A 24,517-nucleotide genomic window follows, 5' to 3' on the forward strand; every position below is an offset into this window, starting at 1 on the left:
CCCCATGCACTTGCCCCTCGACCGCACCAGCACCACCCCGCTGGTACAGCAACTCACCGACCACCTGCAAACCTGGATCGACCAGCAACGCCTGCGCCCCGGCGCGCGCCTGCCGTCGATCCGGGCCTTGGCCCGCAGCCAGGCGGTCAGTGCGTCGTGTGTGATCGAAGCCTACGACCGCCTGGTCGCCAGCGGCTGGCTGGAGGCCCGCCACGGCACTGGCTTTTTCGTCGCCGAGCGCAAACACGGCCTGGCCGTGGAAGACGCCCAACCCTGGGGCGAGGCCGGCGACGGCAGCTGGCGGCAGTTTCGCGAGGGCCATGACGAGTTGCTCAAGCTGGGCTGCGGCTGGTTGCCCAGCAGTTGGCGCGCCGCCACCGAACTGGCCCAGGCAGTGCGCCAGGTCAGCCGCGGCAACCCACAGGACCTGTTCGACTATTGCCCACCTTTGGGCCTGGCCAGCCTTCGCCAGCAGTTGCACAAGCGCCTGGCGCAGCTGGGCATCGCCGCCGGCCCCGAACGTATCCTCACCACCCACGGCGCCAGCCACGGCCTCGACCTGCTGGTGCGCACCCTGCTGCGCCCGGGCGACACGGTGCTGGTGGAAAACCCCGGCTACTACAACCTGTACAACCTGCTGCGCCAGCACCAAGTGCACATGCTGCCGGTGCCGCGCACCGCCGAAGGCCCGGACCTGGCCACCCTCGAAGCCCTGCTGGCGGCGCACAAGCCGCGCTGCCTGTTCATCAACAGCCTGTACCAAAACCCCACCGGCACCAGCCTGACGCCCAAGGTGGCGTATCGCCTGCTGGAGCTGGCCCGCGAGCACGACTTGCGCATAATCGAGGACGATATCTACGCCGACTTCCAGGAAGGACCTGCCACCCGCCTGGCCACCCTCGACAGCGAGCAGCGGGTAATCTACATGGCCAGCTTCTCGAAAACCCTCAGCAGCTCGTTGCGGGTCGGCTACCTGGTCGCCGACCCGGCATTGCTGGCGCGCCTGGCCGAGTTGAAGATGGTCAGCGGCATCGGCACCTCGCGCTTTGCCGAGCAGGTGGTGGGGCAGATGCTGGCCAACGGCAGCTACCGCAAGAGCGTGCAGCGGCTGCGTGTGCGCCTGGGGCAGCACATGGCCAGGCTGCTCGGCCAGCTGGAACAGGCGGGCTGGCAGGTGTTCTGCGAGCCCTACGGCGGCATGTTCGTCTGGGCCTGCGTGCCGGGCCGGGATTTCGCCAGCCTGGAGCGCCTGGCGCTGGAACACGATGTGCTGCTCACCCCCGGCAGCGCCTTCGATTACCAGGGCACGGCCAGCGACTGGCTGCGCATCAATGTCGCCTACGGGCAGGACTCTCGCGCCCAGGCCTTCCTTCAGCACGCAGGGCGACCTCTGCCAAGCTGATAGCGACACGCTCATAGCTATTTGACACTATTCTGACGCCAGGCCCTTGTTCATCGGCTGGCAACGTTGCCACCCTTGGCCTTCGGGATAACCTCGCACGCAGAAGGGGAATCGGCATGGGCACGAGCAAGCACGGTGTGCTGGCCAACCTGGGCATGGCCCGCAAACTCGGCCTGGGCTTTGCCCTGGTGCTGGTGCTGACCTTGGCGGTGGCGGCCATTGGCATTGCCGCGCTGCACAGCGTTGGCCAGCGCTTCGACAGCTTGCGCCAACTGGCCCAGTTCAATACCGACCTGCTGCGCTTGCGCCAGCACGAGCAGGCCTTTGCCCTGCGCTCCGACCTGCAGCAGGCCGAGGCCTTGCGCAGCGGCCTGCAGGGCTTGGCCGAACGCGCCCGTGGCCTGCCGGCGCTGGCGGCGGCGGAAACCGACCTGGCCGCCTATGGCCAGGCATTCGAGGCCTTTGTCGAAGCGGTGCAGGCCAAGGAGCTGGCGCTGGACATGGCCAGCTGGTCGGTGTCCAGCGTGGCCAACAACCTCGATGTGCTGCAGGCCGGCCTGGCTGACGACGGCGTGTATACCCTCAAGCAGTCCCAGGGCCAGCAGGGCGGCGCGTTCCTCGAGCAGGCCGGGCAGGTGGCGCAGGTGTCGCGGCTGATGCTGCAGGCCATGGACGAAGCGCGGGTACGCCTGGAAAAAAGCCGCAAGGGCGAAGAGGGCGTCAGCCAGGACCGCATCGCCCAGACCGTCGAGGCCGCCAGCCTGGTTAGCCAGTTGCAGGGCGCTGTCAGCGATGCCGGCTACCAGAGTGTGCTGGGCGAAGTGGCGGGGCACATTGGCAGCTTCTCGGAAAAGCTCAACGAATACACTGACCAGTTGGCCCGCGAGCAGGGCTTGAAGGCGCAGTTGCAGGCCAGTGCCGAGCAAGTCACCAGTCGGGTCGACCAGGCCTACCTGGGGCAAGAGCAGGCCCTGCAGGGCGAACTGCAACGCAATGCCGTGGCCATCGGCCTGGCCACGGCATTGGCGCTGCTGGTAGGTGTGCTGGCCGCCTGGCTGATCACCCGCGCCGTGGTCGGGCCGCTCAAGCATGTGATTGCCCGCGCCCAGCGCATCGCTGCCGGCGAGCTGAGCTTTGACGCCCAGGCTCCACGGCGTGACGAAGTAGGGCAGCTGATGCAGGCCATGCAGCAGATGGCGGCGGGCCTGTCGGGCATTGTCAGCGGTTTGCAGCAGGGCATCGAGCAACTGGCCGGCAATGCGCAGGCGCTGTCGGCGGTGACCGAGCAGACCAACCGCGAGGTGGGCAGCCAGAAGGAAGAGACCGAGCAGGTGGCCACCGCCATGCAACAGATGACCGCCACGGTGCACGATGTGGCGCGTAATGCCGAAGAGGCGGCGCAGGCAGCCCAGGCTGCGGACGAGAAGGTTGATTCCGGGCAGCAGGTGGTGCGCCAGAGCATGCAGCGCATCGAGCAACTGGCGTCGGCGGCGGAGACGGCCAGCGCCGGCATCGACAGCCTCAGTGCCGAGATCCACACCATTGGCGACGTGCTGGAAGTGATCAAGAGCGTGGCCGAGCAGACCAACCTGCTGGCGCTGAATGCTGCTATCGAAGCCGCCCGGGCGGGTGAGCAGGGCCGTGGTTTTGCCGTGGTCGCTGATGAGGTGCGTGCGCTGGCGCGGCGTACCCGGCAGTCTACCGAGCAGATCGAGACCCTGGTCGCCAGCCTGCGTGGCAATGCCCAGCAGTCGGTGGCGCAGATTCGCGGCAGTACCGAGCTGGTGCGTTTGGCGGTGGCCGATGCGCTGCAGACCGAAAGCGCGCTGGGCAGTATCGCGGCGGCGGTGTCATTGATCCAGCAGATGAACCAGCAGATTGCCGCGGCGGCCGAGCAGCAGAGTTCGGTGGCGGAAGAGATCAGCCGCAGCGTCACGCAGATCCGTGGTAGTGCCGATCAGGCGGCGTTGGCAATGCAGGACAATGCCCGGTCGAGTATCGAGCTGGCGCAGTTGGGTACTGATCTGAAGGGGATGGTGGGGCATTTCAGGTTGTGATCTGGGCTTGGGCCTTGTGTTGCCTGTACCGGCCTCTTCGCGGGCACGCCCGCTCCCACAGGGATATCACTGAACCTGAGGGCAGTGGTGTACCTGTGGAAGCGGGCGTGCCCGCGAAGAGGCCAGTACAGGCAACAAATACCTTCAGGCCCTGCGCGGGTTGAGGATCATCAAGGCCAGTACCCCCGCCACAATCCCCCAGAACGCCGAGCCGATCGAGAACAAGGTCAGCCCCGAAGCGGTAACCATGAAGGTGATCACCGCCGCCTCCCGCTCCCGCGCTTCGCTCATCGCCACGGTCAGCCCGTTCATGATCGAGCCAAACAGCGCCAGCGCCGCAATCGACAGCACCAGCTCTTTCGGCAGCGCCGCAAACAACGCCGCCAAGGTCGCGCCGAACACCCCGGCAATGCCATAGAAAATCCCGCACCACACCGCCGCGGTATAGCGCTTGGCCGGGTCTTCATGGGCATGTGGCCCGGTGCAGATCGCCGCGCTGATCGCCGCCAGGTTGACCCCGTGCGAGCCGAACGGTGCCAGCAGCAGCGAGGCAAAGCCGGTGGCCGAGATCAGCGGCGAGGCCGGCACCTGGTAGCCGTCCGCGCGCAGCACGGCCACACCCGGCATGTTCTGCGAGGTCATCGCCACCACGAACAGCGGAATGCCAATGCTGATGGTCGCCGCCAGCGAGAAGCTTGGCGTGGTCCACACCGGCGTGGCCGCTTCCAGGCGGAAGCCGCTGAAGTCCAGCAGGCCGAGGGCGCCGGACAGCACCGTGCCCACCAGCAACGCGGCCAGTACGCAGTAACGCGGCGACAGGCGCTTGACCAGCAGGTAGCTGAAGAACATGCCCAGTACCAGCAAGGTGCGGTGCTGGGCGGCAACGAAGATTTCGCTGCCGATCTTGAACAGGATGCCCGCCAGCAGCGCCGAGGCCAGCGAGGCCGGGATGCGCTTGACCAGGCGCTCGAAGCTGCCGGTCAGGCCACAGATCAGCACCAGCACGGCGCAGGTGATGTAGGCGCCGATCGCCTCGCCATAGCTGACCCCGCCCAGGCTGGTGATCAGCAGGGCGGCGCCGGGGGTGGACCAGGCCACGGTGATCGGTGTGCGGTAACGCAGCGACAGGCCGATGCTGCACACCGCCATGCCGATCGACAACGCCCAGATCCATGACGAAATCTGCGCGCTGGTCAGCCCGGCAGCCTGGCCGGCCTGGAACATCAGCACCAGCGAGCTGGTATAGCCGGTGAGCATGGCGATGAAGCCGGCGACCACCGCCGACGGGGAGCTGTCTGCCAGGGGCCGAAGGCGTGCGGAAGTGGCATCGGTCATGAACAAAATCCTTGTAAAGGTGTAAGCAGTTTTTTCAGACTACAGCGAGCAAGGTTGATCCTTGCCATACAGCGGCCATTGCTTTTAGCCGTACAGTCGCCAACTATTGGGCGCAAATGCAGAACTGCTTGGGAGTGGAGGGGTGATGTACAAGGTCTATGGCGACTACCAGTCGGGCAACTGTTACAAGGTCAAGCTGATGTTGAGCCTGCTGGGCCGGCCATATGAATGGCACCCGGTGGACATCCTCAAGGGTGAGACCGAAACGCCCGAGTTCCTGGCGATGAACCCCAACGGCAAGGTGCCGGTGCTGGGGCTGGAAGACGGCAGCTACCTGTGGGAGTCCAATGCCATTCTCAACTTCCTGGCCGATGGCAGCGAGTTTCTGCCCACCGAGCCACGCCTGCGCACCCAGGTGTTGCAGTGGCAGTTCTTCGAGCAGTACAGCCATGAGCCGTACATTGCCGTGGCGCGTTTCATCCAGTTCTACCTGGGGTTGCCAGACGAGCGCCTGGAGGAGTACCGCAAGCTGCACAAGGGCGGTTACAAGGCCCTGAGGGTGATGGAGCGGCAGCTGCAGATGACGCCGTATCTGGTCGGCGAGCAGTATTCGATTGCCGATGTGGCGTTGTATGCCTACACCCATGTGGCGCAGCAGGGCGGGTTCGACCTGGCCGACTACCCGGCAGTGAGGGCCTGGCTGGAGCGGGTCAGCAGCCATCCACGGCATGTGCCGATGGTGGGCTAGTTTCTAGCCTGTGCCGGCCTCTTCGCGGGCATGCCCGCTCCCACAGGTATTCCACAATATTCAGCCCTGTGGTGAACCTGTGGGAGCGGGCGTGCCCGCGAAAGGGCCAGTACAGGCCGCCTGCAAACGGTCAGGCCGAAGCGAACCGCTCATCCAGGTAGGCAATGATCGCCTTGGACTCATACATCCAGGTCACCTTGCCCGCTTCTTCAATGCGCAGGCACGGCACTTTCACCCGGCCGCCACCTTCCTGCAGGGCCTGGCGGTGCACCGGGTCGTTCTTGGCATCGCGCAGCGCCACCGGCACGTTCAAACGGTGCAGGGTACGGCGGGTCTTGACGCAGAACGGGCAGGCGTGGAACTGGTACAGCGCCAGGCCCTGGGCCGCTTGCTCGACGCGGGCTTGGGCGGCGGCGTCGCGCTTGCGCTTGGCCGGGCGGCTGATCCAGTCGCCGAACACGATGAGCTGGCCGAGGCCAACCCGCAGGGCTTTGACGATCATGGGCAACTCCTGAAATGAAAAAGCCGACCCGGCAGGGTCGGCTCGGGGTCAGCAGCCAATCACTTGATCAGGCTGAGGAACTCGCTGCGGGTGGCGGCGTTTTCGCGGAACTCACCCAGCATCACCGAGGTGATCATGGTCGAGTTCTGCTTCTCGACACCGCGCATCATCATGCACATGTGCTTGGCTTCGATGACCACGGCAACACCGGCGGCGCCGGTTACCTGCTGCACGGCCTCGGCAACCTGGCGGCTGAGGTTTTCCTGGATCTGCAGGCGGCGAGCGTACATGTCGACGATGCGCGCCACCTTCGACAGGCCCAGTACCTTGCCCTTGGGCAGGTAGGCCACGTGCGCCTTGCCGATGAACGGCAGCATGTGGTGTTCGCACATCGAATACAGCTCGATGTCCCGGACCAGCACCATTTCGCTGTTGTCAGAGCTGAACAGCGCGTTGTTGGTGACTTCTTCCAGTGTTTGCTCATAACCGCGGCAAAGGTACTTCATCGCCTTTGCAGCCCGCTTGGGCGTGTCGAGCAGGCCCTCACGGGAGACGTCCTCGCCAATCTGGCTGAGGATCTCGGTGTAGTTCTGTTCCAGGGACATGGATCTACCTGTGGGAAAAAATCGCAAAAACGAAGGGTACGGCGGTGAGGGCGGCGCTGCAAGCGCGGCGTTACTCGTCGCGGCCTTCGAGCATGGTTCGCTTGAGCATCACATACACCGCGCCGGTGCCGCCGTGGCGGGCGTTGCACGAGGCAAAACCGAGCACCTGCGGGTGCTGGCGCAGCCAGGTGTTGACGTGGCTCTTGATCATCGGGCGCTTGCCGTCCAGGCGCGCGGCCTTGCCGTGGGTAACCCGCACGCAGCGCACTTCCAGTTTGGTGGCTTCGGCGATGAAGTCCCACAGGGTTTCGCGGGCCTTTTCCACGGTCATGCCATGCAGGTCGAGGCTGCCCTCGAACGGGATCTGCCCCAGCTTCAGCTTGCGCAGCTGGCCTTCCTGCACGCCATCGCGGCGCCACAGCAGCTCGTCTTCGGCGCCAACGTCGATGACGAACTGGTCGGACATGCCGTCGATCACCAGCGCCTTGTCACTGCGCACGGTCGCCGCCTGGCGCAGGCCGGCCAGCTTCTGGCGGTCGGCCTTGGGCTTGCCGACTTCGGCGCGGTCGTGCGTGATCGGTTTGACACCGCGCACTTCGGCCTTGAACAGGGAAAAATCGTCGTCTTGCATGATGCCTCCACGTGGGCGGCGTAGTTTACGCGACTGTGGGGCCTTGTGCAGCCTGTGTGGGCCCTATCGCCGGCAAGCCGGCTCCCACAGGATTACCAAGGGCCTGAGGACTTGTGGGGTACCTGTGGGAGCTGGCTTGCCGGCGATAGGGCCGGCACAGGTTTCAGTCATGCTTCTTCATCAGGTGCGGCGACAGGTTCAGTTCCCGCCCGCGGCGCAGGCGAATGCGGCTGCGCCGCCAGAAGCGCACGCCCAGCCACAGCAGCAGCAGGCCGGCCACGGTGAGGATGCCGGCCAGCGGTTTGTTGGCATTGAGCTCCGCCAGGGCAGGGTAGTTGCCCAGCAGGCCGGCGACCCCGGCCATCGCCAGCAGCACGCCAAGGGTCGCCAGCATGGCCGACAGGCCGGCCGCCAGGCGGGCGCCCCAGTTACGCGGTTCGCGCGGGCGCAGGCGCTTGGCGTCGAAACTGCCTTTGAGCTTCATTCCGCTCTCCTCTGTGGATATCCGGAATTCGACCTGGAGCCGCCCATCGGGTTCCGCCCGGCTGCCGGGCGGTTGTACCCAGCCGATCAGATCAGGCTGGCGGTGGGGGCCACGCAAGCGAAGTTGTCGGCCATCACGGCCATTTCGCACTGGTGGATCTGCGCGGCCGGGATCACCCCATCCTTGAATGCCAGGTCGCGGGTCGCCGAAGCGTCTTCCACCAGGGTGCAGCGGTAACCATAGTCCTTGGCGCGGCGTACCGTGGTGCTGACGCTGGAGTGGCTCATGAAGCCGCAGACGATCAGGTCCAGGTGGCCCAGCGCCTGCAGGGTCTCATGCAGTTGGGTGTTCTTGAATGCATTGGGCATGCGTTTTTCGATGACGATTTCGCCTTCCAGCGGCTCCAGCCCCGGAATGAACTGGCCGGCCGGCCCTTGTGGGTCGAAGCGGCCACCGACAGTGCCCAGGTGGCGAACGTGGATGATCGGACGGCCGCTCTTGCGCGCGGCGTCGAGCAACCTGGCGATGTTGGCCACGGCCTCGTCCATGCCCGACAGCGCCAGGGGCCCGCTGAGGTACTCCTTTTGCGCATCGATGATGATCAGGCTGGCGTGGCTCAGCTTGGCCGGCGGGTAGTCGCGGCCAGTGAGGCGAAACATCGTGGTTGGAACGGACATCAAGGGCTCCTTGGATAGGGCTTTTGTATACCTATTCTCCCCTGCCTTGGCGCCAATGGGAATGGTTGACAACGCAAGCGGCATGGTTACTGGCTTGTGGCTAGCCATTGGGTAAGGCAAAGGAACAAATGTGCGGGTGGGGCTGTTAGACTTTTGTCCGGTCTGAATTAGGAGTACCCCGTGATCACATCCCGCCTGCGCACGCTGCGCGACTACATCCGCTGGGCGGTCAGCCGCTTCCACGAGCACGACCTGTTCTTCGGCCACGGTGCCGACAACGCCTGGGACGAGGCCCGCCTGCTGGTACTGGGGGCGGTGCACCTGCCGTGGGAGGTGGCCGACAGCTACCTGGACTGCATGCTCGAGGACGACGAGCGGGTACGCCTGCAGCACCTGCTGAAGCGCCGTATCGAAGAACGCGTGCCGGCCGCCTACCTGCTGGGCGAGGCCTGGTTCTGCGGCATGTCGTTCATCGTCGACGAGCGCGTGCTGGTGCCACGTTCGCCGATTGGCGAGCTGATCGAGAAACGCTTCGAGCCGTGGCTGGCGAGCGAGCCGGCGCGCATTCTCGACCTGTGCACCGGTTCTGGCTGCATCGGCATCGTTGCCGCCGACGTGTTCCCCGAGGCCGAGGTAGTGCTGGCCGACCTGTCGTTCGAGGCGCTCGAAGTGGCCAACCAGAACATCGAACGCCACGGCCTGGACGGGCGCGTGTATACCGTGCAGGGCGACGGCTTTGGCGGTTTGCCGGGGCAGCGTTTCGACCTGATCCTGTCCAACCCGCCGTATGTCGATGCCGAAGACTTCGACGACATGCCGGCCGAATACCACCACGAGCCCGAGTTGGGCCTGGCCTGCGGCAACGATGGCCTGGACCTGGTGCGGCGCATGCTGGCCGAAGCGGCGGATCACCTGACTGACAAGGGCTTGCTGATTGTCGAGGTGGGCAACAGCCAGGTGCATGTCGAGGCGCTGTACCCCGAAGTGGACTTTGCCTGGCTGGAGTTCGAGCGCGGCGGGCATGGGGTGTTCATGCTGACTGCCGAGCAGTGCCGCCAGCATCAGGAACTGTTCAAGGCCCGGGTCTGAACCTGAAAGGGGCTGCTCTGCAGCCCAATCGCCGGCAAGCCAGCTCCCACAGGAATATCACAGGCCCGAGCATTGTGGTGGACTTGTGGGAGCTGGCTTGCCGGCGATGGCCGCAACGCGGTCTCAGCGCGTGGCAATCCAGATCAGCAACCCCGCCTGGAACACCGCAAACGCCACCAGGCAGGTGATGGTAAAGCGCAACCCGCTGTCTTCACGCTGGTACTTGGCAACCCGTTCATCCCGCTCACGCAGTTGCCCTTCCTTTTCCTGCAACTGCTGGTCAGCCTGCTGCAGCAGGCCGGCGGCATCCAGTATCCCCACTCGCTGCAAGCGCTCGCTGTTCCACGCGCCCTTGAGCTGGCCCACCGTCATTTCCACGGTACGGCCCTTCAGATGCTGGCTGTCCTCGTACTCCACCTCGATACCCATCCCGCGCAGACAGTGGTCACGACGCAGGCGCGAGTCTTCGTTCAGCGCATCCTTGCTCGGCAGCGCCATGCCCTCGATCTGGTAGTGCGACCACTTGCGCTGCAGCCACTGCGCGGCCTGGGCCAGCAGGAAGCGGCCAATGCCACGGTTCAGCGGCTCCAGTTGCAGGCCATGTTCATTGCCAATGCGCACCAGGCGCGCGGTGTGGTCGACGCGAATGTCCAGGCGGTTCTGTTCCTTGTGCACCTTCTGCCCGGGCAGCTGGATTTCCATGCGCAACAGGCTGTGGGCCTTGTCGTGGCGTTCGGCATAACCGAACTGCACAAAGCGCAGCGGCCGTGCGCCGGTGTTGCGGTCGGTGGGCAGGGCGGCCAGGCGCAACAGCTGGAAATGTTCGGCGGCCAGCTCGGCCCAGGGCAGGGCGGTGCTTTCCTCGGGCTCTTCGGCCGGCTCTACGGCGGCGGGGGCGGTTGTCATCAGGGCTTGTCCTTGGGTACGGGCAGGCGGCAGGGGCTGCTGCGCAGCCCATCGCCGGCAAGCCAGCTCCCACAGGGACCGCAGGGCATTCAGGCCTATTGTGTTCCTGTGGGAGCTGGCTTGCCGGCGATGGGGCGCGCCAGCGGCCCCAAAATTCCGCTAATACTGAAATATCGGCCGTACCGGCCAAGACCTGAGGGTCAGGCAGAAGGCAAATGCTGGATAAACGTCACAATCTGCTCGCCCAGCTCCCTTGCCAGCGGCAGTTCAGGGTTGAGATAGCTGTCGCGCTGCTGGCTCATCGCCTTGGGGCTGATGCGCAGCATGTGGTTCATGCCATCGATCAGCACCAGTTGGGCATCCGGTTTGGCAGCCTTCAGCCGTTCGGCGTCGACCACGCCCACCTGCACGTCGTTGCGCCCCTGCACAATGAGCGCGGGCATGGGCAGGCGGGCAAAGGCCGCCGCCGGGTTCTGCTGGAACAGCGAAATCAGGTAGGGCTGCACGCTGGGGCGGAACACCTGGCGCAGCGGCGCCGGCACCTCCAGGCTGGTCTGCCCGGCCTGCAGGCGGTCGAGCAGGGCGCTGCCATCGGCCAGTTGTGCCGGCGGCAGGCGCTGGGCCAGCTGTTCACGCAGCACCTCGGCCAGCGGCCGGCCGCTGCCGGCCAGGGTAATCACCGCGCTGGCGCCGGCCTGCTCGGCGGCCAGGCTGGCGATCAGCGCGCCTTCGCTGTGGCCGATCAGGATCAACGGGCCGAAGCGCGGGTCGGCCTTGAGCTTGTGGCTCCAGGCGACCACGTCGGCCACGTAGCGCTCCACGCTCAGGTCACGCTCGTCGGGCGTGGCCGGCTGGCTGGCGGCCACCCCGCGTTTGTCGTAGCGCACGCTGGCGATGTGCTCGTTGGCCAGCAGCAGGGCCAGGCGCTTGAGGTTGTCGACCCGGCCTGACGCCGGGTTGTTGCCGTCACGGTCGGTGGGGCCGGAGCCGGCGATGATCAGCACCACCGGTGGCGGGGTGGGCTGTTGCGGCAGCAGCAGGCTGCCGTGCAGCACGCCCTGGCCGGTGTCGAGGTCGATCGGGCGTTGCAGCACGGTGGGGGCGGCGGCCTGGGCCAGGCCGGTGCACAGCAGGAAGAAGAGGGCGACGAGGCGCGACATCATGCGGTACTACATGGGGAGATGAGGGTTTGACCCAGTGTTTGCGGGAAGGTTCTTGGGCCTTGCCTGGCAGGTTCGGCCTCTTCGCGGGCTCGCCCGCTCCCACAGGTTTACCCCAGGCCTGAGTCGTGTGGGGTACCTGTGGGAGCGGGCGAGCCCGCGAAGAGGCCAGCACAGGCGATCAATCCATCTGTATACTGCCGCTTTCGTTCACTTCAGGCAGATCTCGCGGAGCGTCCATGTCCGGCAATACCTACGGCAAGCTGTTCACTGTCACCACCGCTGGCGAGAGCCATGGCCCGGCGTTGGTCGCCATTGTCGATGGATGCCCACCGGGCCTGGAAATTTCCCTCGCCGACCTGCAGCACGACCTCGACCGGCGCAAGCCCGGCACCAGCCGGCACACCACCCAGCGCCAGGAAGCCGATGAGGTGGAGATCCTCTCCGGCGTGTTCGAAGGCCGCACCACCGGCTGCTCGATCGGCCTGCTGATCCGCAACACCGACCAGAAGTCCAAGGACTACTCGGCGATCAAGGACCTGTTCCGCCCGGCCCACGCCGACTACACCTACCACCACAAGTACGGCATCCGCGACTACCGCGGCGGTGGCCGCAGCTCGGCCCGCGAAACCGCCATGCGCGTGGCCGCCGGTGCCATCGCCAAGAAATACCTGGCCACCCAGGGCATTACCGTGCGCGGCTACATGAGCCAGCTGGGCCCGATCGAAATCCCGTTCAAGACCTGGGAGTCGGTGGAGCAGAATGCCTTCTTCAGCCCTGACCCGAGCAAAGTGCCGGAGCTGGAGGCCTACATGGACCAGCTGCGCCGTGACCAGGACTCGGTGGGTGCCAAGATCACCGTGGTCGCCGAAGGCGTCATGCCGGGCCTGGGCGAGCCTATCTTCGACCGCCTCGACGCCGAACTGGCCCACGCGCTGATGAGCATCAACGCGGTCAAGGGCGTGGAAATCGGCGCCGGCTTCGCCAGCGTGGCCCAGCGCGGCACCGAGCACCGTGACGAGCTGACCCCGGAAGGCTTCCTCAGCAACAATGCTGGCGGCATCCTCGGCGGTATTTCCTCGGGCCAGCCGATCGTTGCCCACCTGGCGCTGAAGCCGACCTCCAGCATCACCACCCCGGGCCGCTCCATCGACATCGACGGCAACCCGGTGGACGTCATCACCAAAGGCCGCCACGACCCGTGCGTGGGCATCCGCGCCACGCCGATCGCCGAGGCGATGATGGCCATCGCGCTGATGGACCACCTGCTGCGCCACCGCGCGCAGAATGCCGATGTGAAGGTGAATACCCCGGTGCTGGGCCAGCTCTGATTCGCTTGTACTGGCCCTATCGCCGGCAAGCCAGCTCCCACAGGATTACCACAAGCCTGAACATTGTGGGGTATCTGTGGGAGCTGGCTTGCCGGCGATAGGGCCAGTACCGGCAACCCCATAGGCCACCCCATGCAACCAATCCCCTACTGGCGCCTGTCCAGCTTCTATCTGTTCTACTTCGCCCTGCTCGGTTCCACCGCCCCGTTCCTGGCGCTGTACTTCGACCATCTGGGCTTCTCTCCAGCACGCATCGGCGAGCTGGTGGCCATCCCCATGCTCATGCGCTGCATCGCCCCCAACCTGTGGGGCTGGCTGGGTGACCGCACCGGCCAGCGCCTGCTGATCGTGCGCCTGGGCGCATTGTCGACCCTGGCCACCTTCGCCCTGATCTTCCTAGGCAAAAGCTACGCCTGGCTGGCGCTGGTCATGGCCCTGCACGCGTTCTTCTGGCATGCGGTGCTGCCGCAGTTCGAGGTCATCACCCTGGCCCACCTGCACGGGCAAACCGCGCGCTACAGCCAGGTGCGCCTGTGGGGCTCGATCGGCTTCATCCTTACCGTGGTCGGCCTGGGCCGGCTGTTCGAGTGGCTGAGCCTGGATATCTACCCGGTGGCGCTGGTCACGATCATGGCCGGCATCGTCGCCGCCAGCCTGTGGGTACCCAATGCCCAGCCGGTGGAGCAGGGCGAGCGCAGCGGCGCGGGCGGCTTCCTGCAGCAGCTGCGGGCGCCCGGGGTGATCGCGTTCTACGCCTGCGTGGCACTGATGCAACTCAGCCACGGGCCGTACTACACCTTCCTCACCCTGCACCTGGAACACCTGGGCTATGCCCGGGGTGCCATTGGCTTGCTGTGGGCACTGGGGGTGGTGGCCGAAGTACTGGTGTTCATGGCCATGAGCCGCATCTTCGCGCGCTTTTCGGTGCAGCAGGTGCTGCTGGCCAGCTTCGTGCTGGCGGCGCTGCGCTGGCTGTTGCTGGGCAACCTGGCCGGTGAGCCGGCGGTGCTGGTGTTCGCCCAGGTGCTGCATGCTGCCACCTTCGGCTGCTTCCATGCCGCCAGCATCGCTTTCGTCCAGGCAAGCTTCGGCGCCCGCCAGCAGGGCCAGGGCCAGGCGCTGTATGCGGCGCTGTCGGGCACTGGCGGTGCGCTGGGGGCGTTGTATTCGGGTTACAGCTGGAAACTGCTGGGGCCCACCTTCACCTTTGGTATGGCCAGTGCCGCAGCCTTGGCTGCAGCCGTTATCATTGCCCTTTGTTCGCAACCGACCAGGACCCGCCCCTGATGAGCATTCTCAGCGTTTTCCACCCCTCCAGCCCGGAACTGCCGAACAAGGTGCTGACCCACCACGACGACATCGCCGCCACCCTGGCCGAGCAGGGCGTGCGCTTTACCCAGGCCGAGCATGGCCTGCGGGTGCGCCCGGGCACGGCCCAGGACGAGGTGCTGGAGGCCTGCCGCGGGCACCTGGACCAGTTGATGACGGCGCATGGCAGCAAAGCCTTCGTGGTGCTCAACCGTGACGGCGAGGCCCCGGCGCAGGTGGATGTGCGCGATGAGCATGTGCATGACGCCGACGAGGTGTTTGCCGTGATCAGCGGGCGGGCGCAGGTTGGCCTGCGTTTGGGGGATTGGGTGTATTCGGTGCTGTGCGAGAAGGGTGACCAGCTGGTGGTGCCAGCGGGGACCCGGCGCTGGGTCGAGCTGGGCGATGCGCCGTTTTGCCTGGCGTTGCGGTTGTATGGCAGCGAGCAGGGGATGCAGCCGAGGTTTACCGGGGATGTGACTGCGCGCGCGTTTCTGGGCATTGATGAGTTGTGATGGCTTTGCTGGCCTCTTCGCGGGCTCGCCCGCTCCCACAGGTATATCGCCGAGCCTGAGGGCCGCGCTATGCCTGTGGGAGCGGGTGAGCCCGCGAAGAGGCCAGATAAACCAACACAAAACTCAGCGATAAGTCGGCAAGGCAAACCGCTGCTGGCTCTGCAGCATCGAAATCACCGGCAGTTCACTGGCCTGTTCGGCCAGATCCCGGCGAATCGCACTGATCGCCCACGAAAGCTGTTCGGCACTGTGCAATTGCGTATAGGTCAGTACCCGGCGGGTGACCTTGCCATCAGCTGCGCGCAGGGTCAGCAGCACACCGCCGTCGGGCCGGGCCTGGGTATTTACCTGGTAGGCCGAAAATACCGAAACGAACTTTTCCTGGATGAGGTCCATATCAACTCCTGGCTGTTGCGTGGCAGACGTGAGTTGATTGTTGCAGTGACCGTGCCAGGAATTTTTTTCTGAAAAATCCCTTTAAATTCAGTTGTTTACGCATTTTTTTCCAAAACGCTGTCGTGCAAGCTGCACGGTCGTGCATTTTGCACAGTGCATATTGCACGACCCGTGGCCAGCTATCGGCCCGATAGAAACTGAACCTTTGACCCGGCAGCCTTGCCTGACAAAGACTTGGGCAACGATTTCTGCCAGGAGGTTCCAAATGTCCAGCCAACCCACGCCTGCCACCATGACTGACGACGAAACCGCCGCCTTCGCCGAGCAGGTGTTCGAACGTGCTCGCCAAGGCGATGCCGAGATGCTCGGGCGCCTGCTTGCCAGCGGCATGCCGGCCAACCTGCGCAACCACAAGGGTGACACCCTGCTGATGCTGGCCAGCTACCACGGCCACCACGACGCAGTGCGCGTGCTGCTGGCGCATGGCGCCGACCCGCTGATTGCCAACGATAACGGCCAGCTACCCATCGCCGGTGCCGCGTTCAAGGGCGACCTGGCCATGATCCGCCTGTTGCTGGAGCACGGCGTACCGGTGGACGCCGCCGCGCAGGATGGCCGCACCGCGCTGATGCTGGCGGCCATGTTCAACCGCAGCGAAATCCTCGACTACCTGCTGGCCCAGGGGGCCGACCCGGCCCGTCAGGATGCCCGTGGTACCACCGCGTTGATGGCAGCGCAAACCATGGGGGCCGTGGACGCCGCAGCGCGCCTGCAAGTGCTGGCCGGCTAACCGCAAGGGGGCATTTGCGGCTATCCTTGGCGACTTTTCACCCGTCGCAGGCCCCCTTTCATGAAAACTCAGTTGCTCGAATTCATCAGCCTCATTGGCGCTGGCTGCATGCGCGAGGAAGACATCGAGCGCATCGCCGACGAGGCCGCCCAGGCCTACGCCGACCCCGCCGCCTTCCTGGCCGCCAACCCCGACATCAACTACGACGACAGCTTCCCCATCCCGCTGGGCGAATGGGTGGTGCTGGGCAGCCTGCCGGACACCGTGGTGTTCCAGGCCGACAGCTACCAGGACCTGTTCCAGCAGATCAGCGATTCGTTCGACCAGAGTGTGCCGTTCACCCTCAAGCCCAAGCAACTGGCCCGCACCGAGCCGCTGACCGCACTCAACCGCATCCAGGTGCAGATGGGCGCTCTGAACAAAGAGGCCGGTGGTTATGTGCTGCTCAACTTCAGCCAGTTGCTGGATGACGAGCTGCAGATGGTGATGGTGGGGCAGAAAGACCTGGCGCGGGTGCTGGAGCTGGGGGCAGAGGTGGGGATCAAGGTCGAGCCTGCCCTGGAGGCATTGAAAGTGGCTGTACACATCTAAAGGCTGATGGCCCTATCGCCGGCAAGCCAGCTCCCACAGGATCACCACAGAGTTCGAAACCTGTGCTGTACCTGTGGGAGCTGGCTTGCCGGCGATAGGGCCGGTACAGTCAGCCCAGAACTTCAGCCCAGCGCGGTATCGAGGAACATCATCACCGCAAACCCACCCATCAACCCCAGGGTCGCCGCTGTCTGGTGCCCATTGCGGTGGGTTTCGGGAATCACCTCGTGGCTAACCACAAAGATCATCGCCCCCGCCGCCAGCCCCATGCTCACCGGGTAGGCCAGGGCAAAGCCGGTTGAAATCCCCAGGCCGATCACCGCACCCAGCGGCTCCATCAGCCCCGACCCGATCGCCACCAGTGCAGCCTTCAGGTTCGACAACCCGGTAGCGCGCAAGGCCAGCGCCACGGCCAGCCCCTCGGGGATGTCCTGGATGGCGATGGCGCTGGTCAGCGGCAGGCCGATGTTCATGTCGCCATTGGCAAAGCTCACGCCAATGGCCATGCCCTCAGGCAGGTTGTGCAGGGTGATCGCCAGCACGAACAACCACACCCGGCTGATGCGCTCGGCCTCCGGGCCGCACGGGCCGGTGCTTTCGTGTTCATGCGGGGTGAAGCGGTCCAGGCCCAGCATCAGCAGCACGCCCAGGCCCATGCCCAGCACCACGGTAAAGGCCGCGGCCGGGCCGTTGCCGGTAATTTCGCGGGCGGCATCCAGGCCCGGCAGAATCAGCGAAAACGAACTGGCCGCCAGCATCATGCCGGCGGCAAAACCCAGCATCACATCCTGGGTGCGCGCCCTGACATCGCGCAGCACCACCGCCAGCACCGCGCCCAGCGCCGTGGCGCCAAAGCCGGACAACCCGCCCAGTGCGGCCAGGTGCAGGTTCTCGGCGTGGTCGCCGTTCACTGCGTTCCACAGGCTTGCCCCCAGCAGCACCAGTACCACCAGCAGGCTCAGGGCCAGGCCGGCGCCTATCCATGGATTGTCGTGCATCTGTTGGCGCCAGGCGCTGACGGGCGAGGGCAGGGCAACGGGGTGGGTATGAGCGGGGGGCATGGCAACCTCGAAATCGATGGATACAGCAGTTTAAGCAGTGACCCGCGCAAACGGCCAAGGATTCCCTTCTATCGACGTGATAGCTGGCTATGCTGTGGCAAAGCCTCTGGACAGGAGTTTAGGCATGGGGTCGACGTTCAACAGCCTTGTCGGGCTGATCATCCTGGCGCTGGATATCTGGGCCATCCTCAATGTGATCAAGAGTGGCAGCGAAGTGGGCATCAAGGTGTTGTGGATCTTGCTGATCGCCTTGCTACCGGTGGTGGGCCTGGTGATCTGGGCGATCGCCGGGCCGCGGGGGAATGTGCGGATCTGAATGGCTGTGCTGGCCTCTTCGCGGGCACGCCCGCTCCCACAGGGATATCACCGGCACCGAGGGCAGTGATCCCCCTGTGGGAGCGGGCGTGCCCGCGAAGAGGCCGTAACAGACAAAAGCGGCAACACCCCCGTGACAAAATTTTCACATTGGTTTAAACAGAATCCGCACCCGCACAATGCTGCGTTGGTATACACCTGCGCCATCTCCGCAAACCCGCAATCCTAGGACCTTCCCATTCATGGCTAACCCGGACGCCTTGAAGCAACGGGGCGCGCGAGCGTCGTTCTCGCCCACCCTGAAATCCCACCTGGCCTACACGCTGCTCAGCGGCCTGGTGATCATGCTGATGCTCAGCCTCGTGCGCCTGGCGCTGCTGGTCTACAACAGCGACATGATCGGCGATACCCCCAACGCGACCGTCGCCGAAGGCTTCCTCAACGGCTTGCGCTTCGACCTGCGGGTGGTGGTGTACATCAGCATTCCGCTGCTGCTGGCCATCCTCAGCCCCTGGGCCATGGCCCGGCGTGGCCTGTTCCGTTTCTGGCTGACCATCACGTCGAGCGTGGTGATGTTCCTCGGCCTGATGGAGATGGACTTCTATCGCGAGTTCCACCAGCGCCTCAACGGCCTGGTGTTCCAGTACATCAAGGAAGACCCGAAAACCGTGCTGAGCATGCTCTGGTACGGCTTCCCGGTGGTGCGCTACCTGCTGGCCTGGCTGTTCGGCACCTGGCTGCTGAGCCTGCTGTTCAAGGGCATCGACCGCATGACCCGTGGCAATGGCGACGGCGAGGTCACTCTGCAGCGCCGCGCGGCGCCGTGGTACAACCGCCTGGCGGTGTTCATGGTGATCCTGCTGGTGGCCGTGGTCGCCGCCCGTGGCACCCTGCGCCAGGGCCCGCCGATGCGCTGGGGTGATGCCTTCACCACCGATTCCAACTTCGTCAACCAGCTGGGCCTGAACGGCACCCTGACCCTGATCGATGCTGCCAAGAGCCGCTTCGGCGAAGACCGCGCCAACATCTGGAAGCCGGTGCTGGAGCAGGACGTGGCCACGCAGAGCGTGCGCGAGCAGCTGCTGACCGCCAACGACACCCTGGTCGATGCCGACGAGGCTGCCATCCGCCGCGACTTCGTGCCGCCGGCCGAGCGCACCCTGCCGATCAAGAACGTGGTGGTGATCCTGATGGAAAGCTTCGCCGGCCACTCGGTGGGCGCGCTGGGCAGCCCCAACAACATCACCCCGTACTTCGACAAGCTGGCCAAAGAGGGCCTGCTGTTCGACCGCTTCTTCTCCAACGGCACCCATACCCACCAGGGCATGTTCGCCACCATGGCCTGCTTCCCCAACCTGCCAGGCTTCGAATACCTGATGCAGACCCCGGAAGGCGGCCACAAGCTGTCCGGCCTGCCAGCCTTGCTCAGCGCCCGCGATTACGACGACGTGTACGTCTACAACGGCGACTTTGCCTGGGACAACCAGTCCGGGTTCTTCGGCAACCAAGGCATGACCACCTTCATTGGCCGTAACGACTTCGTCAACCCGGTGTTCTCCGACCCGACCTGGGGCGTGTCCGACCAGGACATGTTCGACCGCGGCGCCGAAGAGCTGGCCAAGCACGATGGCAAGAAGCCGATCTACGCGCTGCTGCAGACCCTGTCCAACCATACCCCGTACGCGCTGCCCAAGGACCTGCCGGTAGAGCCGGTAACCGGCCAGGGCCGCCTGGACGAGCACCTGACCGCCATGCGCTATTCGGACTGGGCGCTGGGGCAGTTCTTCGAGAAGGCGCGCAAGGAGCCGTACTTCAAGGAAACTCTGTTCGTCATCGTTGGCGACCATGGCTTTGGCAACCACCAGCAGGTCACCGAGCTGGATCTGGGCCGCTTCAACGTGCCGCTGCTGCTGATTGCCCCGGGCATCCAGGAGAAGTTCGGTGCGGTCAACCACACCGTGGGTACCCAGGTCGACATCGTGCCGACCATCATGGGCCGCCTGGGTGGCCAGGCCCGTCACCAGTGCTGGGGTCGCGACCTGCTCAACCTGCCTGAGGGCGACCAGGGCGTGGGCATGATCAAGCCATCGGGCAGCGAGCAGATCGTCGGCCTGGTGCAGGGCGACCGCATCCTGATCGAGTCCAAGGACATGACCCCGCGCATGTACCGCTACCAGTTGGGCAGCGAGTTCAAGGCCGAGCTGATCGAAAGCCCGGACCAGCCGGAAATGCTGAAGAAGCTGGAAGCGTATATCCAGACCGCGACCAAGAGCTTGCTGGATAACACTGCCGGTGTAGTGCACGGCACGCCGAAGTAGATCGGGGCCGTTTCACGGCCCATTCGCGGGCACGCCCGCTCCCACAGGTACAGCACAGGTTTCGGACCTTGTGGTGGCCCTGTGGGAGCGGGCGTGCCCGCGAATGGGCCCAACACAAATCCCTCAGACTGAACATTCTCCCCACCTCAAGGTCACTTGTTTCAGGCATCACACACCCGGTGTTCGTTGACTTAGAGGGTTCGTTCAATGAAAGAGTGGGAAGTCATCTTTGCCGACCAGAAGGGCGTGCTCACCACCCTGACGCTGCACGGCGACCAGTGCCCCAGCGAGGAGGACGCCGCGCGGGCCATCCGTTCGCACCTGTTCCCGGTGATGGACGAGCTGGACCTCAACGACTTCCAGGACCGCACTGTTTCACCCACCGCACGCTGGCTCAAGGAACAGAGTGGCGTGACCATCACCAGCATCCACGAAACGCCCTGAACCACACGTTTGCGTGGTGCCCTGGCAGGCACTACGCTGCAAGAAGGTGCCGGCCTATTCTGCGGGTCGGCACCGCATCCCTTCGCGTCTTGCATCAGCTCGAACTGCCCGGCCGCTGCCGGCAGGTGCGTAGTGCACGGAAAGTCTATCCATCGCATTATTCAGGAGGACGTTTCATGAGCAGCCAGAACGACGATATCAGCAGCAACGTCCTGCGCCAGATGAAGGCAGGCGGTTTCGACTTCACCCAGATCCACCCCATCGAGTTCTACGCCATATTCCCCGACGAAGCAGGGGCCCGCCGCGCGGCCGGGCAGTTTCGCGGTGAATCGCTGAATGCCCAGGTGAAGGAGCTGGGCGACGGTGCCTGGCATCTGGAGCTGAGCAAGGTCATGTATGCCACCCATGGCGGGATTGGCGACTTCGAAGAGGCCTTCGAGCAGCTGGTGACACCTTATGGCGGTGAGGTGGAAGGGTGGGGGGTCAAGCAGGAGCGGCCCATAGCCTGAGAGTTTTGTGTTGCCTTCTTCGCGGGCTTGCCCGCTCCCACAGGTATCTCACGGCCTTCAAGCCTGTGGTGATCCTGTGGGAGCGGGCAAGCCCGCGAAGAAGCACACACGGCCCTCAAGGCCTGCGCCCAGTCATATGCCTCAAATAGGCCAGCAATTCATCCAGCTCCGTTTCACTCAAGACACTTTCTGCAAACCCCGGCATCTTCGCCTGCGGCCACTGCCGCAGGCTCTGTGGGTCACGAATCAGCTGGCGTAGATATTCAGGCCGAAAATACTCGGTCGGGTTATGCGGCACATTCAGGTCCGGCCCCACCTGGGCATCCCCCGCGCCGTTCAGCCGGTGACACGCCAGGCAGTTCTGCTGGAACAAGGCAAAGCCCCGGCGCACCGGGCTGTCGGCCGGCAGCTTCGGGTCGGGCAGCAGCGCCGGAAAACGCGCCTCGACAGAAGCCAGCTTGCGAATCGTGGAAATCTGGAACGGCCACTGCTCCGGGCGGATGCCGCCTGCCTGCGGTGCAGTCCACACCAGGTAGAACGGCCCCGCACTCGGCTTGCCCTGGCCCAGTGGTGGCCACGGCCGGCCCGGCTCCTCCACCGCCAGCCAGGCCTGTGCCGGCCCGTGCTGCAACAGTGGCGCCGCCGGCATTTCGGCGGCAAAACCGTCCAGCGCCACCGCCTGCAGGTGGTCGCTGGCGTTCACGCCATCCAGCAGCGCGGCCAGCGGCACCGCCCGATAATGCATGGGCTGCTTGTAGGAAACGTCCTGGTCGATGCTGATGTCCCGGGCCTGCGGGTGGTCGAGCAGTTCGGCACTGCTCCACTGGCGCGTCGTGGAGCCCAGTTCAAGGTGCAGTTGCGCCGCCGACAGCGGCAGGCTCAGAAGCAACACTAACAGTGCAAGGCAGTGGCGCATGGATAATCTCCGACCATCAAGGCCAGCAGGTTACCTGTGCGTTGCCTGTTGGCGCCACAGCGGCAGTCAGCCGAACAAACGTGTGAGGTTCGGCAGGATCAGCAGCAAAGTCGTGGCGAAGAGAATGAGCCCAGCTTGGCGAATTTTCGATTGTCTGAACATGGCGGACCGCCTTCTTGTTGTTATTCCTGAATACCCGTTGGCTTCCCTGTCGCGCTTCGGGTCGATCGCAGTGGCGTTGCGTGACGCCTGAACTGCCTGCCTCTTGAAAGTGGATATACAACCAACAGTAGGGTGTGCGTCATCCATGTTTGAGAACCCTTTGTTCTAATACTGTAGTTCGTTGATTTCGTCTGGCTATGAGGCCAAGTGCCAGCCAGCTGGCATGCTCTGGCTAGACGGTGGCGCAAGTGCCAGCAGGGCACCGACGAAATGTGACCGTTCGTCAGTGCGGCCTACTTGCTTGTACGTGCCTTTCGCGTCAGTCTCTACAGCAGATTCCCACCCATGTCGTTCAGGACTACCCCTATGTCGTTACGCATCTGCATCCTTGAAACCGATGTCCTGCGACCGGAGTTGACCGCGCAGTACCAGGGCTACGGCAGGATGTTCGAGCAGCTCTTCTCGCGTCAGCCGATCGCAGCCGAATTTCGTGTGTACAACGTGATGAATGGCGATTACCCCGCCGACAACGAAGTGTTCGATGCCTACCTGGTGACGGGCAGCAAGGCCGACTCGTTTGGTACCGACCCGTGGATCCAGACCCTCAAGGTCTACCTGCTGAAGTTGTACGAGCGTGGCGAGAAGCTGCTGGGTGTGTGTTTCGGCCACCAGTTGCTGGCGTTGACCCTGGGTGGCAAGGCCGAGCGTGCCGAGCAGGGCTGGGGCGTGGGTATCCACCGCTATTCGCTGGCGGCCCATGCGCCGTGGATGGACCCGGAGGTGTCGGAGCTGACCTTGCTGATCAGCCACCAGGACCAGGTGACCGAGCTGCCGGAAGGCGCCACGGTGATCGCCTCCAGCGATTTCTGCCCGAACGCTGCGTACCACATTCGTGACCAGGTGCTGTGCTTCCAGGGGCACCCCGAGTTCGTGCACGACTACTCCCGCGCACTGCTCGATGCGCGCCAGCAGTATCTGGGTGATGAGGTGTACCACAAGGCCGTGGCCAGCCTGGCCACCGAGCACCAGGGCGACCTGGTGGGGGAGTGGATGTTGCGGTTTATCCAGCAACCGGTGAGCAAACACGACGCGGCGTGAGGGGCCGGGGGCTGCTTCGCAGCCCAATCGCCGGCAAGCCAGCTCCCACAGGGGCATCACAGGCCTGAGACTTGTGCGGTCCTTGTGGGAGCTGGCTTGCCGGCGAAAGGGCCGCAAAGCGCCCCGACAATCTCAAAGCCAGCCCGATTTCTTGAAGCTGGCATACAACCCCGAACACCCCGCCGCAATCACCCCCAGCACCCCGAAGTACCCATAGTGCCACCCCAGCTCCGGCATGTTCTCGAAGTTCATCCCGTAAACCCCGGCAATTGCCGTGGGGAACGCCAGGATCGCCGCCCAGGCTGCAAACTTGCGCTGCACGATGCTCTGCCGTGACGACTCCAGCAGCATGCCGATCTCGATGGTCTGGCTGGCGATGTCGCGGATGCCTGCCAGGTCCTCCATCTGCCGCGTCACGTGGATCTGCACATCACGGAAGTACGGGCGCATGTTCTTGTCGATGAACGGGAAGCTCAGGCGCTGCAGTTCCTCGCTCACTTCCACCATCGGTGCCACGTAGCGGCGCAGGCGCAGGATGTCGCGGCGCAGGCTGTGCAAGCGGCGGATATCGTCCTCTTGCAGCGAACCGCCAAGCACGCTCTGCTCCAGCTCTTCGATCTCGCCATGAATGGCCTCGCTGACCGGCTGGTAGTTCTCGGTGACAAAGTCGAGCAGGGCGTACAGCACGAAGTCTTCGCCGTGCTCCAGCAGCAACGGCCGCGCCTCGCAGCGCTGGCGCACCAGGGCATAGGATTTCGAGTGGCCGTTGCGGCAGGTGATGATGTAGCCGTTGCCGGCGAAGATGTGGGTTTCGATGAACTCCAGCTTGCCTTCGTGGCGCACCGGCGAATAGGTGACGATGAACAGGGCGTCGCCAAAGGTTTCCAGCTTGGGCCGGCTGTGCTTTTCCAGGGCGTCTTCGATAGCCAGTTCGTGCAGGTTGAACTGGCACTGCAGGTTGGCCAGCTCCTCTGCGTTGGGCTCTTCCAGGCCGATCCATACAAAGTGCCCCGGCTTGCGCGCCCACTCGCTGCCTTCATCGATGCTGATGTTGGTGACCTTTCTGCCGGCGCTGTACACCGCCGATGCCACGACTCGACCCATGGTTGTTCGCTTATTCCGGTTGGACACGGGTTACAGCTTGGGCTGTAGTGGGCTCAAGAGCAA

General features: G+C 64.6%; 27 protein-coding genes and 1 pseudogene. 15 read left to right on the forward strand and 13 right to left on the reverse strand.

Going from position 1 to position 24,517, the window contains the following annotated elements; translation table 11 throughout:
* Window positions 1-4: 4 nt before the first annotated feature.
* From CAG44_RS15035 to CAG44_RS29315, 3 genes and pseudogenes are all read left to right on the forward strand, one after another.
* A complete protein-coding gene (locus tag CAG44_RS15035; RefSeq protein ID WP_085692428.1) occupies window positions 5-1,402 on the forward strand; it encodes a PLP-dependent aminotransferase family protein in 1,398 nt (465 codons plus the stop codon).
* Between the two features lie 668 nt (window positions 1,403-2,070).
* Window positions 2,071-2,598, forward strand: a pseudogene (locus CAG44_RS29310) (HAMP domain-containing protein); the annotation flags it as partial.
* Complete coding sequence (locus tag CAG44_RS29315; RefSeq protein WP_371858040.1) at window positions 2,596-3,459, forward strand: methyl-accepting chemotaxis protein; 864 nt, start codon at window positions 2,596-2,598, stop codon at window positions 3,457-3,459. The pseudogene CAG44_RS29310 and the gene CAG44_RS29315, both read left to right, overlap by 3 nt.
* Before the next feature lie 144 nt (window positions 3,460-3,603).
* Here CAG44_RS29315 and CAG44_RS15045 read toward each other — a convergent pair whose 3' ends face one another.
* Window positions 3,604-4,794, reverse strand: coding sequence for a benzoate/H(+) symporter BenE family transporter (locus CAG44_RS15045; RefSeq protein ID WP_084785075.1), 1,191 nt, complete (start codon window positions 4,792-4,794; stop codon window positions 3,604-3,606).
* 145 nt (window positions 4,795-4,939) lie between these two features.
* Here CAG44_RS15045 and CAG44_RS15050 point away from each other — a divergent pair, with 145 nt between their 5' ends.
* The gene (locus CAG44_RS15050; RefSeq protein ID WP_061302973.1) at window positions 4,940-5,542 is read left to right on the forward strand and encodes a glutathione S-transferase family protein; all 603 of its coding nucleotides are present in this window, start codon (window positions 4,940-4,942) and stop codon (window positions 5,540-5,542) included.
* Window positions 5,543-5,672: 130 nt separating this feature from the next.
* Here the strand turns inward: CAG44_RS15050 and CAG44_RS15055 are convergent, their stop codons facing one another.
* The 5 genes from CAG44_RS15055 to CAG44_RS15075 form a co-directional block, all read right to left on the reverse strand.
* A complete protein-coding gene (locus CAG44_RS15055; RefSeq protein WP_003260822.1) occupies window positions 5,673-6,044 on the reverse strand; it encodes a glutaredoxin in 372 nt (123 codons plus the stop codon).
* Between the two features lie 59 nt (window positions 6,045-6,103).
* Window positions 6,104-6,649: a GTP cyclohydrolase I FolE gene (gene folE, locus CAG44_RS15060; RefSeq protein ID WP_013971502.1), complete on the reverse strand. Its 546-nt coding sequence runs from the start codon at window positions 6,647-6,649 to the stop codon at window positions 6,104-6,106.
* A gap of 70 nt (window positions 6,650-6,719) precedes the next feature.
* Complete coding sequence (locus tag CAG44_RS15065) at window positions 6,720-7,280, reverse strand: Smr/MutS family protein (protein ID WP_024086499.1); 561 nt, start codon at window positions 7,278-7,280, stop codon at window positions 6,720-6,722.
* Between the two features lie 163 nt (window positions 7,281-7,443).
* Window positions 7,444-7,764 carry a hypothetical protein gene (locus CAG44_RS15070; protein ID WP_024086500.1) on the reverse strand — a complete coding sequence of 107 codons (321 nt, stop codon included), beginning with the start codon at window positions 7,762-7,764 and terminating at the stop codon, window positions 7,444-7,446.
* 86 nt (window positions 7,765-7,850) lie between these two features.
* On the reverse strand, window positions 7,851-8,441 hold the full coding sequence (locus tag CAG44_RS15075; RefSeq protein WP_025338152.1) for a cysteine hydrolase family protein: 591 nt from the start codon (window positions 8,439-8,441) through the stop codon (window positions 7,851-7,853).
* A gap of 180 nt (window positions 8,442-8,621) precedes the next feature.
* On the opposite strand from CAG44_RS15075, the gene prmB reads away from it, so the two are divergent.
* Window positions 8,622-9,530, forward strand: coding sequence for a 50S ribosomal protein L3 N(5)-glutamine methyltransferase (prmB, locus tag CAG44_RS15080; RefSeq protein ID WP_015269350.1), 909 nt, complete (start codon window positions 8,622-8,624; stop codon window positions 9,528-9,530).
* Between the two features lie 123 nt (window positions 9,531-9,653).
* On the opposite strand, the gene CAG44_RS15085 is transcribed toward prmB, so the two are convergent.
* Both CAG44_RS15085 and CAG44_RS15090 read right to left on the reverse strand, forming a co-directional pair.
* The gene (locus CAG44_RS15085; RefSeq protein ID WP_085665305.1) at window positions 9,654-10,436 is read right to left on the reverse strand and encodes a hypothetical protein; all 783 of its coding nucleotides are present in this window, start codon (window positions 10,434-10,436) and stop codon (window positions 9,654-9,656) included.
* A gap of 200 nt (window positions 10,437-10,636) precedes the next feature.
* A complete protein-coding gene (locus CAG44_RS15090; protein ID WP_085692430.1) occupies window positions 10,637-11,599 on the reverse strand; it encodes an alpha/beta hydrolase in 963 nt (320 codons plus the stop codon).
* Between the two features lie 236 nt (window positions 11,600-11,835).
* Between CAG44_RS15090 and aroC the strand changes: the two genes are divergently transcribed.
* The 3 genes from aroC (at window position 11,836) to CAG44_RS15105 (ending at window position 14,750) form a co-directional block, all read left to right on the forward strand.
* Complete coding sequence (aroC, locus tag CAG44_RS15095) at window positions 11,836-12,927, forward strand: chorismate synthase (RefSeq protein WP_025338155.1); 1,092 nt, start codon at window positions 11,836-11,838, stop codon at window positions 12,925-12,927.
* 132 nt (window positions 12,928-13,059) lie between these two features.
* Window positions 13,060-14,214 (forward strand): MFS transporter, encoded by a 1,155-nt coding sequence (locus CAG44_RS15100; protein ID WP_085692431.1) that lies wholly within the window; start codon window positions 13,060-13,062, stop codon window positions 14,212-14,214.
* Window positions 14,214-14,750: an oxidase gene (locus tag CAG44_RS15105; RefSeq protein ID WP_085590058.1), complete on the forward strand. Its 537-nt coding sequence runs from the start codon at window positions 14,214-14,216 to the stop codon at window positions 14,748-14,750. The genes CAG44_RS15100 and CAG44_RS15105 overlap by 1 nt, the downstream gene beginning before the upstream one ends.
* A gap of 123 nt (window positions 14,751-14,873) precedes the next feature.
* Here CAG44_RS15105 and CAG44_RS15110 read toward each other — a convergent pair whose 3' ends face one another.
* The gene (locus tag CAG44_RS15110) at window positions 14,874-15,146 is read right to left on the reverse strand and encodes a DUF3509 domain-containing protein (RefSeq protein ID WP_025338158.1); all 273 of its coding nucleotides are present in this window, start codon (window positions 15,144-15,146) and stop codon (window positions 14,874-14,876) included.
* A gap of 265 nt (window positions 15,147-15,411) precedes the next feature.
* On the opposite strand from CAG44_RS15110, the gene CAG44_RS15115 reads away from it, so the two are divergent.
* Both CAG44_RS15115 and CAG44_RS15120 read left to right on the forward strand, forming a co-directional pair.
* Entirely contained in the window at window positions 15,412-15,936 is a 525-nt protein-coding gene (locus CAG44_RS15115; RefSeq protein ID WP_085590060.1) for an ankyrin repeat domain-containing protein, read from the forward strand.
* Window positions 15,937-15,996: 60 nt separating this feature from the next.
* Window positions 15,997-16,527, forward strand: coding sequence for a hypothetical protein (locus CAG44_RS15120; protein WP_075044091.1), 531 nt, complete (start codon window positions 15,997-15,999; stop codon window positions 16,525-16,527).
* A 122-nt stretch (window positions 16,528-16,649) separates the two neighbouring features.
* Here CAG44_RS15120 and CAG44_RS15125 read toward each other — a convergent pair whose 3' ends face one another.
* Window positions 16,650-17,588 (reverse strand): ZIP family metal transporter, encoded by a 939-nt coding sequence (locus CAG44_RS15125; RefSeq protein WP_085590062.1) that lies wholly within the window; start codon window positions 17,586-17,588, stop codon window positions 16,650-16,652.
* A gap of 124 nt (window positions 17,589-17,712) precedes the next feature.
* Here CAG44_RS15125 and CAG44_RS15130 point away from each other — a divergent pair, with 124 nt between their 5' ends.
* The 4 genes from CAG44_RS15130 (at window position 17,713) to CAG44_RS15145 (ending at window position 21,174) form a co-directional block, all read left to right on the forward strand.
* Window positions 17,713-17,904 carry a PLDc N-terminal domain-containing protein gene (locus CAG44_RS15130; protein ID WP_012271091.1) on the forward strand — a complete coding sequence of 64 codons (192 nt, stop codon included), beginning with the start codon at window positions 17,713-17,715 and terminating at the stop codon, window positions 17,902-17,904.
* Between the two features lie 241 nt (window positions 17,905-18,145).
* Window positions 18,146-20,221: an LTA synthase family protein gene (locus CAG44_RS15135; RefSeq protein ID WP_025338163.1), complete on the forward strand. Its 2,076-nt coding sequence runs from the start codon at window positions 18,146-18,148 to the stop codon at window positions 20,219-20,221.
* A 207-nt stretch (window positions 20,222-20,428) separates the two neighbouring features.
* The gene (locus CAG44_RS15140; protein ID WP_025338164.1) at window positions 20,429-20,665 is read left to right on the forward strand and encodes a hypothetical protein; all 237 of its coding nucleotides are present in this window, start codon (window positions 20,429-20,431) and stop codon (window positions 20,663-20,665) included.
* A 176-nt stretch (window positions 20,666-20,841) separates the two neighbouring features.
* The gene (locus CAG44_RS15145) at window positions 20,842-21,174 is read left to right on the forward strand and encodes a ribonuclease E inhibitor RraB (protein WP_003260395.1); all 333 of its coding nucleotides are present in this window, start codon (window positions 20,842-20,844) and stop codon (window positions 21,172-21,174) included.
* Window positions 21,175-21,289: 115 nt separating this feature from the next.
* Here CAG44_RS15145 and CAG44_RS15150 read toward each other — a convergent pair whose 3' ends face one another.
* Complete coding sequence (locus tag CAG44_RS15150) at window positions 21,290-22,090, reverse strand: cytochrome c (protein ID WP_085590066.1); 801 nt, start codon at window positions 22,088-22,090, stop codon at window positions 21,290-21,292.
* A 66-nt stretch (window positions 22,091-22,156) separates the two neighbouring features.
* Window positions 22,157-22,399 carry a hypothetical protein gene (locus tag CAG44_RS28040; protein ID WP_128637193.1) on the reverse strand — a complete coding sequence of 81 codons (243 nt, stop codon included), beginning with the start codon at window positions 22,397-22,399 and terminating at the stop codon, window positions 22,157-22,159.
* 219 nt (window positions 22,400-22,618) lie between these two features.
* Here CAG44_RS28040 and CAG44_RS15155 point away from each other — a divergent pair, with 219 nt between their 5' ends.
* Entirely contained in the window at window positions 22,619-23,350 is a 732-nt protein-coding gene (locus tag CAG44_RS15155) for an amidotransferase (RefSeq protein ID WP_085692432.1), read from the forward strand.
* 132 nt (window positions 23,351-23,482) lie between these two features.
* On the opposite strand, the gene CAG44_RS15160 is transcribed toward CAG44_RS15155, so the two are convergent.
* Complete coding sequence (locus tag CAG44_RS15160; protein ID WP_085590070.1) at window positions 23,483-24,454, reverse strand: magnesium and cobalt transport protein CorA; 972 nt, start codon at window positions 24,452-24,454, stop codon at window positions 23,483-23,485.
* Window positions 24,455-24,517: the final 63 nt, after the last annotated feature.

Source organism: Pseudomonas sp. B13(2017) (genome assembly GCF_002113245.1).
Taxonomy (GTDB): Bacteria; Pseudomonadota; Gammaproteobacteria; order Pseudomonadales; family Pseudomonadaceae; genus Aquipseudomonas; species Aquipseudomonas putida_Z.